Origin of the sequence: Aequorivita aurantiaca, from assembly GCF_030410135.1 — a bacterium.
In the GTDB taxonomy this organism is placed as follows: domain Bacteria; phylum Bacteroidota; class Bacteroidia; order Flavobacteriales; family Flavobacteriaceae; genus Aequorivita; species Aequorivita aurantiaca.
Window position 1 is genome coordinate 75,486 of record NZ_JAUGQQ010000007.1, and the last position, 14,282, is coordinate 89,767.

The 14,282-nt window shown below is 40.2% G+C and carries 11 protein-coding genes; 10 read left to right on the top strand and 1 reads right to left on the bottom strand.

The annotated features are described in order from the left end of the window. Positions 1-15 precede the first annotated feature (15 nt). On the bottom strand, positions 16-2,490 hold the full coding sequence (locus QRD02_RS11295; RefSeq protein ID WP_290255063.1) for a M14 family metallopeptidase: 2,475 nt from the start codon (positions 2,488-2,490) through the stop codon (positions 16-18). A gap of 181 nt (positions 2,491-2,671) precedes the next feature. Between QRD02_RS11295 and bshC the strand changes: the two genes are divergently transcribed. The 10 genes from bshC to QRD02_RS11345 all read left to right on the top strand — a co-directional run bounded on the left by bshC (position 2,672) and on the right by QRD02_RS11345 (position 14,241). Beyond that, entirely contained in the window at positions 2,672-4,267 is a 1,596-nt protein-coding gene (gene bshC / locus QRD02_RS11300) for a bacillithiol biosynthesis cysteine-adding enzyme BshC (RefSeq protein WP_290255086.1), read from the top strand. A 75-nt stretch (positions 4,268-4,342) separates the two neighbouring features. After that, entirely contained in the window at positions 4,343-5,872 is a 1,530-nt protein-coding gene (gene guaA / locus QRD02_RS11305) for a glutamine-hydrolyzing GMP synthase (RefSeq protein ID WP_290255064.1), read from the top strand. A 45-nt stretch (positions 5,873-5,917) separates the two neighbouring features. Then, positions 5,918-7,807 carry a LysM peptidoglycan-binding domain-containing protein gene (locus QRD02_RS11310; protein WP_290255065.1) on the top strand — a complete coding sequence of 630 codons (1,890 nt, stop codon included), beginning with the start codon at positions 5,918-5,920 and terminating at the stop codon, positions 7,805-7,807. Beyond that, a complete protein-coding gene (locus tag QRD02_RS11315) occupies positions 7,804-8,208 on the top strand; it encodes an OsmC family protein (protein WP_290255066.1) in 405 nt (134 codons plus the stop codon). Before QRD02_RS11310 ends, QRD02_RS11315 begins: the two co-directional genes overlap by 4 nt. A gap of 75 nt (positions 8,209-8,283) precedes the next feature. Continuing rightward, a complete protein-coding gene (locus QRD02_RS11320) occupies positions 8,284-8,814 on the top strand; it encodes a DUF922 domain-containing protein (RefSeq protein ID WP_290255067.1) in 531 nt (176 codons plus the stop codon). Further along, a complete protein-coding gene (locus QRD02_RS11325) occupies positions 8,798-9,028 on the top strand; it encodes a DUF3820 family protein (protein WP_290255068.1) in 231 nt (76 codons plus the stop codon). Before QRD02_RS11320 ends, QRD02_RS11325 begins: the two co-directional genes overlap by 17 nt. Positions 9,029-9,085: 57 nt before the next feature. After that, positions 9,086-9,733, top strand: a complete 648-nt coding sequence (locus tag QRD02_RS11330) for a spermidine synthase (RefSeq protein WP_290255069.1) — start codon at positions 9,086-9,088, stop codon at positions 9,731-9,733. 110 nt (positions 9,734-9,843) lie between these two features. Beyond that, positions 9,844-11,460, top strand: coding sequence for a CTP synthase (gene pyrG, locus QRD02_RS11335; RefSeq protein ID WP_290255070.1), 1,617 nt, complete (start codon positions 9,844-9,846; stop codon positions 11,458-11,460). 125 nt (positions 11,461-11,585) lie between these two features. Continuing rightward, on the top strand, positions 11,586-13,472 hold the full coding sequence (yidC, locus tag QRD02_RS11340) for a membrane protein insertase YidC (RefSeq protein WP_290255071.1): 1,887 nt from the start codon (positions 11,586-11,588) through the stop codon (positions 13,470-13,472). Positions 13,473-13,548: 76 nt separating this feature from the next. Next, complete coding sequence (locus tag QRD02_RS11345) at positions 13,549-14,241, top strand: toxin-antitoxin system YwqK family antitoxin (protein ID WP_290255072.1); 693 nt, start codon at positions 13,549-13,551, stop codon at positions 14,239-14,241. Positions 14,242-14,282: the final 41 nt, after the last annotated feature.

Below are 14,282 nucleotides of genomic sequence, written 5' to 3' on the forward strand. Positions count from 1 at the left end.
GAACGGTATCATTTTTTAATTCACCCCAGCATTCACAAAAAATACGGCATTCGCCAAAAATAATTTTCCATTCTGCCAAAACGATCGGAAGGAAACATCATCAACCATATAAATCACACTGCCACTACCTTTTTTCGCTTCCGCAAAAACAATTGAGTTTCTTAAAGATGCCTTTGCCGTTTCTCCCGAAAACCCCGAAACACTTTCGGGCTCGGTGATATACCCAACATTATATCCATCATTCAAAAATTTATACGAATCATTGCCAAGTTTTAAACTATAATACGCATCGTCATAACCGAAAGCCAACGGATGCGTTTTGTCCAAAGTTATTTTATAAATACTTCCCGTGATAAAATCCTTCGTGCTCTCCATTTCTCGTTGTGCATAGGGAATCATATTTCCCAAGGTATCCTGCGCCTTTTCTAGCGCTTCCATTTCATTATGTTTTAAATCGAAACCTTCCTTTCCTTCAAAAATGCGCATAGCGTTTGCAATTGCTATAATTTTTCCGCCCTTCTCTACCCATTGTTCCAGCGTTTTAAAAATATCGTCACTTAGTATCGATTTATAATTGCCGTCAGGCAACACCAGCACATCATAATCACTCCATTCAACACCCGCCACATCATCCGTATTTATGGAAGTGATGGGGTATTTCAATTGGGTTTCAAAAAAATGCCAAAGTGCACCATAGCTTAATGACGAAGTGCCCGGGCCTTGCAACATTGCTACACGCCGGCTTGTAATTAAATGAACGTAAAGCGACCCAAAATCGGTTAAATTATCACCATAGCTCGTGGGCGATGCATACAATTGACGCCCTATTTTGTTCGCTATCTCGGTGACGGTTTTATGGAAATCTGGATTGTTTCTATTGTCGCTCTTCGTAATAATTAAACTCCCACGCCCAAAGTTTTGCCCGCCAAATCCAAGTTCCTTTTCTGAAAAGCGAACCTTTATATCATGCTTCAATAATTCGGAAAGAAATTCGGCATCCTTTAAGCTGTTCCATTTGGCAATGTAGCCCGCCGTATTTGGAGAGGAAATATTTGTAACAATAGTATTTGGGGAAGTTGAAGTTGCCGCTACCAAAGTAGTGCTAGCAACCGTTTCAAGACCAAATGCATACGGCAAGCTCCACGCGGTAATATCATAAGTTAGCGGTGTTGACAGCGCCGCATTGGGTTCAAAAAGAACGTGCACCATTTTGCCCTTGGGCTGATTGGTGCTTACAACCAACGCCCCGTCGGTTTCCATTTTGCCCTTTTTATTTTCGTAATAATTGAAGCCACTTACACTTCCGCCCGTTGCATATCCATATTTTATTTCGTGGCGATCCAGCATTTCCGTGAGCGCCTTCAAATTATCAGCATTGCCTTTTAAAACAAAGCTTTTATACTTCAAATTATCATTTTGGAAAAACGTTTTAAATTCCGAATTAAGTGATGCGGCCTGTGCCGAGGCGACTTCAATAGTTGAAAGTCCGGTAGCGGTGTGGTGCGCCACACGGTCAATTAATGTAAGTTCAATTTCTTCATCATTATAAATCCCTAAACCGGCACGGCCGTGCCCCGCCTGTTCATAAGTCATCCCGATGGCGCCCATAAATAATGGGTACGTATCGCCATAACTCGGGTAGAGCAAATCAAAACTCTCGCGGGTAAAGAAAAGCCAGCCGTTTTCATCAAAATATTTGGCGTTGTTCTTCCCAATTTTATTTTGGAATTCACGCTGCCAAGGTGTAATAATTTCGTGATAAGGTTCCGCGCCGGGTGCGAAATAATACGGGTCGTTTATTCCCTGTTCGTGAAAATCCACATGGATCTGCGGCATCCATTGGTTATATATTTTTAAGCGTTGCTGGGTTTCTACTTGGCTTGCCCACATCCAATCACGATTTAAATCGAAAAGATAATGATTGGGGCGGCCGCCGGGCCATGGCTCGTGGTGTTCTGTTGCATCCTGTGACGGATTATACGGCGTAGCTTTTACTTGGTTGTACCAATTTACGTATCGGTCGCGCCCATCGGGATTAACGCCCGGATCCATAATTATCACCACATTGTTAAGATAATCCGGGTGTTCGGTTATCAATTTATAAACTGTATTCATCGCGGCCTCACTACTGCTGGCTTCATTGCCGTGCACGTTATAACTCAGCCAGACAATAGCCTTTTCCGGAGAGGATGCACCGTTTAAAATACCAATATTCCTTAAATTGTCGGTCCGTATCTGCTCTATGTTTGCAAGGTTTTCTTCGGAAGAAATTACAGCATAAGTCAATCGTCGACGCTCGTTGGTTTTTCCGTAATCGGAATATGTAACCATTCCACTATTCGCGGCCACATGCTCGAAATAGGAAACCACATCGGCATGGCGGGAAAATTGGGTGCCAATCTCATATCCCAAAAACTCGGATGGCGACTTAAGCTGGGCAAAAATAAAAAATGGAAAAATAGACAGAAGGAAGGCGAAAGTCCGATTCATTTTGAACAATTTGAATAAGCGCCAAAGATAGCTAAATTCCAAATTGATAATTTTAAATACCAAAATTTTGAAACTATCACGCTTTGGGATTTTTTTAATTACAAAACCATATTAACGTATCTTTAAAGCGGCGACCCATTTAAAACGGTTATTTTTGTTTGAATTTTTTTCCGAAGAACCTATGCCAACCCATTCCATTCCGTACCAAAATACAGGGTACTTTTCCAAGCTTATCTGTGATTATCTCGCTGAAGATGAAAGCCTAAAGCCTTTTTACAATCGCTTTCCTAACCTGGAAAATTTTAAGCACCAAATTCAGGAAAAGCAAAGAAGTTTTTCGGATGAAAAAAGACATTTGTTGTCTAAACGAATTATGTTTCAATATGGCGACAATTCCATTTCACAATCCACTTTAAGCAATATAGATTTACTGCGCGAGCCCAATACCTTTACGGTTACAACGGGCCATCAGCTCAATCTTTTTACCGGTCCGCTTTATTTTCTTTATAAAATATTTTCGGCTCTAAACCTTGCCGAGCAATTGAACAAAGCCTACCCCACAAGCCATTTTGTACCCGTGTATTGGATGGCCACGGAAGACCACGATTTTGATGAAATAAATTATTTCAATCTCTTCGGAAAAAAAGTGGAGTGGAACAGAAATGCCGCAGGCGCAGTGGGCGAGCTTTCCACGGAAGGTTTAAAGGAAGTTAAGGAGCAATTAAAAAAGCAATTCGGCGAAAGTGAAAACGCCAAAAAGTTGGTTTCCCTTTTTGCCGATGCATATACGAAACATAACAATCTTGCCGATGCCACGAGATTTTTGGCAAACACGCTGTTTTACCGTCGCGGCTTAGTAATTATTGACGGCAACGATGCCGAATTAAAACGCTGTTTTATTCCTTATGCGGAAAAGGAATTGACCGAAAACCTCAGCTATAAAAAGGTTTCGGAAACTACACAAAAATTGACCGATTTGGGTTTTTCGGAACAAGTGCACCCGCGCGAAATAAATCTTTTCTATTTAAATGAAAATCTTCGCGAGCGCATTATTGAGCAAGACGGCAAATTTTATATAAATGACACCGACCTCTCTTTTTCAAAAGAAGAAATACTAAAGGAACTGCACGAAAATCCGCAACGGTTTTCGCCCAATGCCCTATTGCGCCCGCTGTACCAGGAAGTGATTTTGCCAAATCTCTGCTACATTGGCGGGGGTGGCGAGTTGGCCTATTGGTTTCAATTGAAGGATTATTTCAATAAACTTGAAGTGCCCTTCCCTATTCTGTTGCTTCGGAATTCAGCGCTATTGGTTCCGAAAATGCTTTCCGAAAAAATGGAAAAACTAAAAATTTCCATAGAAGATTTATTTCTTCCGCAGCACGAACTGATAACAAAACACACCCAGAATATTTCAAAAATTGAAATAGATTTTTCCAAACAAAAAGAATTTCTGAAAAAGCAATTCAAGGATTTATATGAATTAGCAAAACAGACCGACGCCTCATTTTTGGGAGCCGTGGGCGCGCAGGAAAAAAAACAGTTGAACGGCTTGGACAATCTTGAAAAACGTTTGCTGAAGGCCCAAAAAAGAAAGTATGCCGAAGAATTGGATCGTATAAAAACTCTTCAAAACCAATTGTTCCCCAACCAAAGTTTGCAGGAACGCCATCTTAATTTCTCAGAATTCTATTTGGAGTATGGCGACGGAATGCTGGATTTGCTGAAAGAAAAACTTAACCCACTCGATTATAATTTCACTGTTTTGGAATTATAATTCTTGTGTTGAAAACCCACTAAAAAATTCCATACAACCATTTAACCACCTTATATATTTAAAGTATTTTTGCCTATGCAAAACAACGTCCTCATTTTAGATTTTGGTTCGCAGTACACCCAACTTATCGCGAGACGCGTGCGGGAACTGAACATTTACTGCGAAATCCACCCTTACCATCACATTCCGGAAAGCCTTGATCCCTTTAAGGCCGTAATACTTTCGGGCAGCCCATTCTCCGTTCGGGCGGAAGATGCGCCACACCCCGATCTTTCCAAAATACGCGGCCACAAGCCACTTTTGGCGGTTTGTTACGGCGCACAATATTTGGCGCATTTTAACGGTGGCAGTGTGGAGCCGTCCAACATCCGCGAATACGGTCGCGCAAAACTTTCCATGATAAAAGCTGAGGAGGATTTTTTCAAGGATATTCCAGAAAACACCCACGTATGGATGAGCCATAGCGACACCATTGCCCAACTACCCGAAAAGGGAATTAGGCTTGCAAGCACGGCAGATGTTGTGAACGCGGCCTATAGAATTGAGGGCGAAGAAACTTACGCAATCCAGTTTCACCCAGAAGTGTACCACACTACCCACGGAAAGCAATTGCTTGAGAATTTTCTCGTAAACATTGCCCAAGTACCCCAAACGTGGACCCCGGCAGCATTTGTGGAAACTACTGTTGAAATTTTAAAAGAACAAATTGGTGATGGCAAAGTAGTTCTCGGTTTAAGCGGCGGGGTAGATTCCACCGTGGCGGCCGTTCTTCTCAATAAAGCCATTGGCAAAAACCTATACTGCATTTTCGTGAACAACGGTTTGCTCCGTAAAAATGAATTTGAAAGTGTCCTGCATCAATATAAAGACATGGGTCTCAACGTAAAAGGGGTTGATGCTTCCGAGCGCTTTTTGGAAGCCTTGAGAAATGAAATCGATCCCGAACGAAAGCGCAAAGCTATCGGCAATGCATTTATTGAGGTTTTTGATGATGAGGCTCATCAGCTAACGGGCGTAGATTGGCTGGCACAAGGAACAATCTATCCCGACGTGATTGAAAGCGTTTCGGTAAACGGACCTTCCGTTACCATAAAAAGTCACCACAATGTGGGCGGGCTTCCTGACTTTATGAAACTTAAAATCGTGGAGCCATTGCGTATGCTTTTTAAGGATGAAGTGCGCCGCGTTGGGAAAGAAATGGGCATAGACCCTGAATTGCTGGGCAGACACCCCTTCCCCGGACCGGGTTTAGCAATCAGGATTCTTGGCGATATTACTTCTGAGAAAGTTCGTATATTACAAGAGGTGGACGCTATCTTCATCAATGGATTGAAAAAGTGGGACCTTTACGATAAAGTGTGGCAAGCAGGAGCAATCCTTCTTCCAGTAAACAGCGTTGGCGTTATGGGCGATGAAAGAACCTATGAAAAGGTAGTGGCCTTGCGCGCGGTTGAATCTACCGATGGAATGACAGCGGATTGGGTAAACCTTCCCTATGAATTTCTGCAGGAAGTGAGCAACCATATAATAAACCGCGTGAAAGGCGTTAATAGAGTAGTCTATGACATTAGCTCTAAACCTCCCGCAACAATCGAATGGGAATAAAAACTTGAGATTATGTTCAACAAACTTAAAAAATTAATTATCCCTATGTTGAAGTGTTTAATATACGTTTCAGTTACCTTCCTTTTTATGATTAGTTGTGGCTCGGCCGCCCAGCAACAATACAAAAGCCATTCAGTGCAACAGGGCGAAACGGTATATAGCATTGCCAATCAATACGGTATTTCCGAAGAAACTATTTACAACCTAAATCCCGATGCAAAGAATGGGTTGAAGGTAAACAGCGTGCTCATTGTTCCCTCAAATAGCGTAATAACATCGGGAACAAACACCAATAATTACCGCGACCATAAAGTAAAAAAGAAAGAAACCCTCTACGGTATTGCGCAACAATACAATGTGAGCGTTGAAGACATAAAAAAGCTTAATAAGGAATTATATTCCCGCGGTTTGAGAAAAGGCGAGCGACTGCTTATTCCCGCCAGTACCAATACTACTTCAAACAATAACGGCAACACAATTCCCGGCACCCAAAAATATACGGTAAAGGCAAAGGAAACCAAGTTTGGGATTGCAAGAAAATTTGGAATTTCTATTGCAGAATTGGATGATTTAAATCCAGATTTGGATGAACTGAAAGTTGGCGCAACGCTTATTGTTCCCGATAAAACAGTAATTGAAAACGCCGAAATCGACAACGAGAATTATCAGTATTATGAAGTGAAACCAAAAGAAGGTTTTTTTCGGCTGAAGGCAAAATTCGGTCTTTCCGAGGAAGAAATTATTGCTTTGAATCCGTATGCGAAAGATGGTTTGAAAGAAGGAATGATTTTAAAATTACCGAAAGAGGAAACTTCAATTTCTCGAGAGGACATTTCAACAGTCAACCTTGAAAATAGCATTGAAAACAAAAGAATGAAAAACGTGGCGCTACTGCTCCCGTTCCGCTTGATGCGCAGCGCGAACGACAGTACTAGCAATGACGAGGATATGCTGAAAAGGGACCCCACCCTTCGCGTGGCACTGGATTTTTACAGTGGCGCATTAATGGCAGCCGAATTTGCAAAGGATAAGGGAATTTCCGTAACCTTGAATGTTTTCGATACCGAAAATAGTGAAAGCAAAGTGGCATCAATAGTGTCTAAAAGTGATTTCAAAAATGTTGATGCTGTAATTGGTCCTCTTCTTCAAAAAAATGTAGAAAAAGCTTCCGAGCTGTTAAAGAATGAAAAGATCCCGGTTTTTTCCCCGTTGAGCAATCGGGAAATGGCAATGAACGAAAATCTTTTTCAATCCATTCCCACCGATGCCGTACTTCAAAAAACGATGATACGCTATTTAAAAGAAAACAGTGCGGGAAAAAATATTATAATAATTGCAGATTCAAAAAGAGCCAAACAACGCGAAATGATCCAAACTGCCATTCCTTCCGCGAAAACCGTTTCGCCAAGAGGCAGCGGATATGTGCAGGCCAGCGACGTAACATCTGTGGCTACGGAAGGCATGGAAAACTGGATAGTATTGGAATCGCAAAACCCTGTTTTAATAAGCAGTGCAATAAATGTGCTATCAAACATGTCCAACAGTTTCAGAGTTCGACTGTTTACCTTAAACAAAAATGAGGCATACGAATGGCACGAGGTGTCCAGCACCAGACTGGCAAAATTGAACTTTACCTTTCCATCCGTAAACAGAAATATTGCTGAAGATGAGCGTGCGCCATTTTTAATAAGCTATAAAAACAAATACGGAATTTTACCCAACAGATATGCAATTCGCGGATTTGATGTTACCTATGATGTGTTGTTGCGTTTAGCTTCGGAAAAGAATATTTACGATGCGATATTGCCAGAAAGCGAAACTGTTTATATTGAGAACAAATTCCGATATGAAAAGTCGAACACTACTGGTTACTGTAATGAAGCGGCCTACATTTTAAAATATAATAAAGAACTTAAATTTGAAGAAGTAGAATGAGCACCGCAAAAGTAACCTACCTAGGCAACCTTCGAACCGAAAATGAGCACCTTCAGTCCGGCAATAAGTTTATAACTGACGCCCCCTTGGACAATAACGGCAAAGGTGAAGCTTTCTCACCAACCGACACTGTGGCCACCGGTCTTGCCAATTGCATGCTCACCGTGATGGGAATAAAGGCCCGCGAAATGAAAGTAACCATGGACGGCACTACTGCAAACGTAACCAAAACAATGGCAGCGGACCCCCGACGTATATCTAAGATTGAAATAACTCTAAATTTTCCCGAAGGAATTGATAACAAGGCCAGAAAAATTCTGGAAAATACCGGCCGCACCTGCCCTGTTCTTTACAGTCTCCATCCGGATATTGAAAAGAAAATTGTGTTTTATTGGGGATAGTGTTTTTTTTCACAACGTTTTCAGCCATTCATTTTAAGCCGAAAAAAAAGGTATTGTTTTTGATTCGCAATAAATATGAAAATATTATTGGCCCTTCTTTTTATACTTATCGGCAGCCCGCAAATCAATTCAGAAAAAATTGTCTGGAACGAAAACATACAACTTAGTTGGGAAGATTTCCGCGGAAAACCCATACGTAGCGGCAATTTTGCTGCGGTAACCAGTTCTGGCATTAGCTTTAGATATTCCTATTCCATTAAAAATGAAAAGATAGACGTAAAATATTCCGTTGAAAGTTTTTTCACTCCTGAAAATTCGTGGTACGTCCCGGAGCGAGTAACACCGCATATTCTAAAACACGAACAAGCCCATTTTGATATAACAGAGTTGCACGCACGAATGCTTCGGAAAAATTTGGATGGAAAAAAATTTTCCAAAAGAGTAAAATCCGAAATAGAAAGTATCTATCAGCAAGTGGAACAGAAACGTCGCGCAATGCAGAATAAATTCGATACAGAATCCGATCATTCCAGGAATATAGAGAAAGAAGCTTCATGGCAAAAATTTATAGCACAGCAACTGGCCTATTATGAATCTTGGAAATAACCCAGACCCCAATCATTTGGTGGAATTGGCAAATTATAAAATGCCTTTCGGAAAATATGAAGGGTATTATTTGGCAAATATTCCCGAATATTATTTTGTATGGTTCAAACAAAAAGGATTTCCCGAAGGAAAATTGGGCCGGATGATGCAGGAAATGTATGAACTGAAATTGAACGGATTGGAAGGTTTGGTTCAAAAACTTATAAAAAAGTAACTCGCAGAGGCCTTTGTCTACCTAAATTTATGGAATTATTGATTTAACAATCATTAAATGCGGAAACTCCTAAGCTACTTTTGGCCCATTACAAAACGTTTTTCCTCGGAAATCAATGGCATTTTGGAAGTAACCTATAACAATGGAAAGAAAGTGTTGGATTCCACAAATGCGAATTATTCCTATGGATCCCTTCAAAAAATTTTGGAATTCGGAATATCAAAAGTAGATATGCAACAATTAGAAAATGTCCTAATTCTCGGTATGGGCGGCGGAAGCGTGATTCATTCCTTAAGAAAGATGGGATTCTCTAAACACATTCTTGCAGTAGAAATTGATCCTGAAATAATCAAACTCGCAAAAAGTGAATTCAATATTGAAGAAGCGAGTAACTTAAAAATAGTTCAGCAAGACGCTTCAAAATATGTTGAAGGTTGTAGTGACACGTTCCAGCTCATCATCATCGATATTTTCATCGATCTAACTGTACCCACAAAATTTTATGAAAAAGAATTTTGTCAAAATGTTTCAAAAATTTTAGATAACGTAGGGGTTTTGATTTTTAATGTCGGTGTAAATCTTGATCCTAATTCCCAAGTTTTGGAAATGCTTCTTAGTCATTTTGGAATAAATTTTAAATTGCAGGCATATTCAAAAGTAAATGGCACCAATACATTGTTAATTGGAAAAAAGTACTCCCACTGATTTTCGTTTTAATAGAATTCAACTGTTAACAAATAACGTTTATCCTTTCTTCCTTTCCACAATAAAAATGTACCTTTGCATCCCGTATAGTTATTTCAGCAAAGGCACACATGGGCACTACAAAATACATCTTCGTTACGGGCGGGGTTTCATCATCTTTAGGAAAGGGAATTATAGCGGCATCATTGGCTAAGTTATTACAGGCCAGAGGATATCGTGTTACCATCCAAAAACTGGACCCTTATATAAATGTTGATCCCGGAACACTCAATCCTTATGAACACGGGGAATGTTATGTAACCGATGATGGCGCCGAAACCGATCTCGATTTGGGCCATTACGAACGTTTTTTAAACGTAAATACTTCTCAAGCAAATAATGTTACCACTGGCCGCATTTACCAAAGTGTAATTGAAAAGGAACGCCGCGGCGAATTTCTGGGAAAGACTGTACAGGTAATTCCCCACATTACCAACGAAATAAAAGAGAGGGTTCAATTGCTCGGCAATACTGGCGAATACGATATTATAATCACAGAAATTGGTGGTACCGTGGGCGATATTGAATCGCTTCCTTATATTGAAGCGGTACGCCAAATGAAATGGGAAATGGGCGATGACAGTGCCCTCGTTATCCATTTAACGCTAGTCCCCTATCTTTCCGCCGCCGGCGAATTGAAAACAAAACCCACACAGCACTCGGTAAAAACATTAATGGAAAGCGGAATTCGGGCAGATATTTTAGTCTGCAGAACAGAGCATGAACTTTCCAATGATTTACGAAGAAAGCTGGCACTTTTTTGCAATGTTAAGGAGGATGCGGTAATCCAATCCATTGATGCCTCCACTATTTATGACGTTCCCAATATGATGTTGGATGAAGGTTTGGATACCGTAACATTGGAAAAATTAAACTTAAAAAATTCCAAAAAACCAGATTTAAAACAGTGGAATAAGTTTCTGCAAAGGCATAAAAATCCGAAGGGCGAGGTTAAAATCGGGCTTATTGGAAAATATGTTGAACTACAGGATAGCTACAAATCCATTCTTGAGTCCTTCATTCACGCCGGTGCGGAAAATGAAGTGAAGGTAAAATTAGAGTTTATTCATTCGGAACACATAAATGCAAAAACCATAGGTAAAAAATTATCAAAACTTGACGGTATTTTAGTGGCTCCAGGTTTTGGAGAAAGAGGCATTGAAGGAAAAGTTGCAGCCGTAAAATACGCGCGCGTTAACAAACTGCCCTTCCTTGGAATCTGTTTGGGAATGCAGATGGCGGTTATTGAATTCGCCCGAAATGTGCTAAAACTGAAAGATGCCAATAGCACCGAAATGGATTCCCAGACAAAAAATCCTGTTATAAGTATTATGGAGGACCAAAAAAACATAACCGATATGGGCGGCACAATGCGTTTAGGTTCCTGGAAATGTGATTTGAAAAAAGGAAGCAAAGCAAGCAAAATATACAAAACCGAAACTATTGAGGAACGCCACCGTCACCGTTATGAATACAATAACAAATATCGGGAGCAGTTTGAAGAAGCCGGTCTACAATCCACCGGCGTAAACCCTAATACTGGCTTAGTGGAAATAATTGAAATTCCCGATCACCCGTGGTTTGTGGGGGTTCAATACCATCCGGAATACAAAAGCACGGTCGCAAATCCGCATCCCCTTTTCGTGGCGTTTGTAAAAGCTGTGCATGAACATTCCACTATAAATTAAATAGGACAATTTGACGCAATACCAAAAAAGGCGGGATTATTGCCCTGCCACCTAAAAATTAACTATCATTCCGAAATAATTTCGGAATATTTTAAAACGATCGCGGAGCAGGTCCACGACAAAATATGGAACAAAAAAAATTCGATTTTAACTCACTAATTGGCTTTTTATTAATTGGGGGAATCCTTATTTGGATGCTGTACCTCAACAAACCCACCGAGGAAGAACTTCAAGCTGAAAAAGCAAAAACAGAAGCAGCCGCCAATCAGGAAGCAAACGCCAACAAAAACCAAACCGACGTTACTTTAGCCCAAGCCACGACCGACACCTTAAATGGTGAAAAATTGAGAGATTCCCTGGCTTTTGAACAGTTAAAAAACAAACTAGGTTCCTTCGCATATTCAGGAACACTGCCTTCAGCAACGAGCGCCACGACGGTACTGGAAAATGATGTGCTGTATTTGGAAATAAGCAACAAAGGCGGATACATTACAGAAGCGCTCCTTAAAAATTTCACCAAATATGATTCCGTTCCCGTATACTTAATCAAGGATGGAACGGCTTCATTGAACCTGCAATTCAATTCTGAAAACAGAACTTTAAATACCCAAGAACTTTATTTCGAACCCACATTGAGCAAAAATGGAGAAGACAAAGTGCTTTCCATGAAGCTGAAAACTTCTGAAAATGGGTTTATTGAATACAGATACACGTTGCACCCAGGCGAATATATGATGGATTTTAGCATCAACAGCCAAGGGTTGGACGGGATTATCAATACCTCGCAACCCATGTATCTGGATTGGCAACTAAAGGGTTATCGCCACGCAAAAAGTATTTCATATGAAAATAGATATTCACGCTTAACATATGAATATGATGACGAAAAACATTCAAAACTCTCCCCCACGGGTGAGGATGACGAATTGGAAAAGGACGTAACGTGGATGAACTTTCGCCAGCATTTCTTCAGTTCCATGTTGCTCACGGACACGCCTTTTAAAGAAGTGAAACTTTCCTCGATAGATTTAGTGATTGATGAAGAAGTGGATACCACTTTTACAAAACAATACAGTGCCAAAATACTATTGGAACCAAAAAATGGTGCGCTGGCATATAATATGAATATGTATTACGGGCCATCCGATTATCAGATTTTTAAAAAGTACGACCGTAATCTAGACGAAGCCATGCCACTTGGATGGGGAATATTCGGGGTTATAAATAAATACATCATAATTCCAGTTTTCAGTTTCTTAACGGATTTTTTACCGGCGGGTATCGCCATCATTGTTTTAACCATTCTTATCAAACTTTTGCTTTCCCCGGTACAGTACAAACAGTATTTAGCGCAGGCAAAAATGAAGGTGTTGAAACCGGAGATGGATGAAATACGCGAAAAGTACAAGGACAACAAACTGAAAATACAACAGGAAACAATGAAATTGCAAACCTCCGCCGGCGCAAGTCCGCTGAAAGGGTGTTTGCCAGCTTTGCTGCAAATTCCTGTTTTTTACGCCCTCTTTACTTTCTTCCCTTCCGCGTTCGATTTGCGGCAGAAAAGTTTTCTTTGGGCAGACGATCTTTCAAGTTACGATACCATTGCAGAATTGCCGTTCCACATTCCATTTTATGGAGACCACGTGAGTTTATTCCCCATTCTTGCATCCATCGCAATTTTTGTTTATATGATGATGACTATGGGCGCAAATATGCAACAACAGCAACAGCCGGGAATGCCAAACATGAAATTCCTAATGTATCTTTCGCCATTGTTTATGTTGGTTTTCTTCAACAACTATGCGAGTGGACTCTCACTTTATTATTTTGTTTCAAATTTGATTACAATCGGAATTATGCTCGTAATAAAGAATTTCATTATTGACGAAGAAAAAATTCACGCCAAAATTCAGGTGAAAAAAGCGCAACCAAAGAAACAGAATAAGTTCCAGCGCAAAATGGCAGAAATGATGGAGCAGGCAGAGCAGCAAAAAAGAGCCGGAAAGCGCTAGTATTTTCAGTAACAAAAAAAACCCGAAAATAGAATATCACTTTCTGCGTTTGCTGTTTAAGATATTAAATGAAAAAATGAAAAAAATTGCTTTTCTTTTTCTCTGCGGAATTTTTTGCAGCACCTTTTCAGTTTTTTCCCAAAGTGAAATAAACCAATTTGACGCTCAGGGCAAGCGGCACGGCATTTGGAAAAAAACCTTTGAAGGTACTGACCAACTGCGCTACGAGGGAACATTTGACCATGGAGCGGAAGTGGGCGAATTCAAATTTTATTGTGAAGATTGCAAGAACCAACCGATGGTGGTCAAAAATTTTATAGGTAATGACAAGATTGCCGAGGTAAAATATTTCACCATTAAGGGAAAACTTGTAAGTGAAGGAAAAATGAAGGATAAAGACCGTATTGGTGAATGGCTCTATTATCACGAAAAGTCTAAAAACATAATGACGCGCGAAAATTATTCGAACGGCAAATTGGACGGAAAAAAAATAACCTACTATCCCAACGGGAAAATTACTGAAGAAACAACTTATAAAAATGGAATTCGGGAAGGAGTGGACAATTATTACTCTCCGGAAGGGGTTTTGCTGAAAAAACTTATTTATAAAGAAGACCAATTACAGGGTCCTGCATTTTATTATGATGCCTATGGCAATGTGGTTATAGAAGGTTTTTATAAAGACGGCAAAAAACATGGCTTGTGGAAATATTTCAAAAACGGGAATGTGGTTCTAGAAGAAACATATCCGAAAAAGTCTGCGGAATAGAAATTTCTCGTGAAAAATTTGGCAATAAATAAATCAGATCG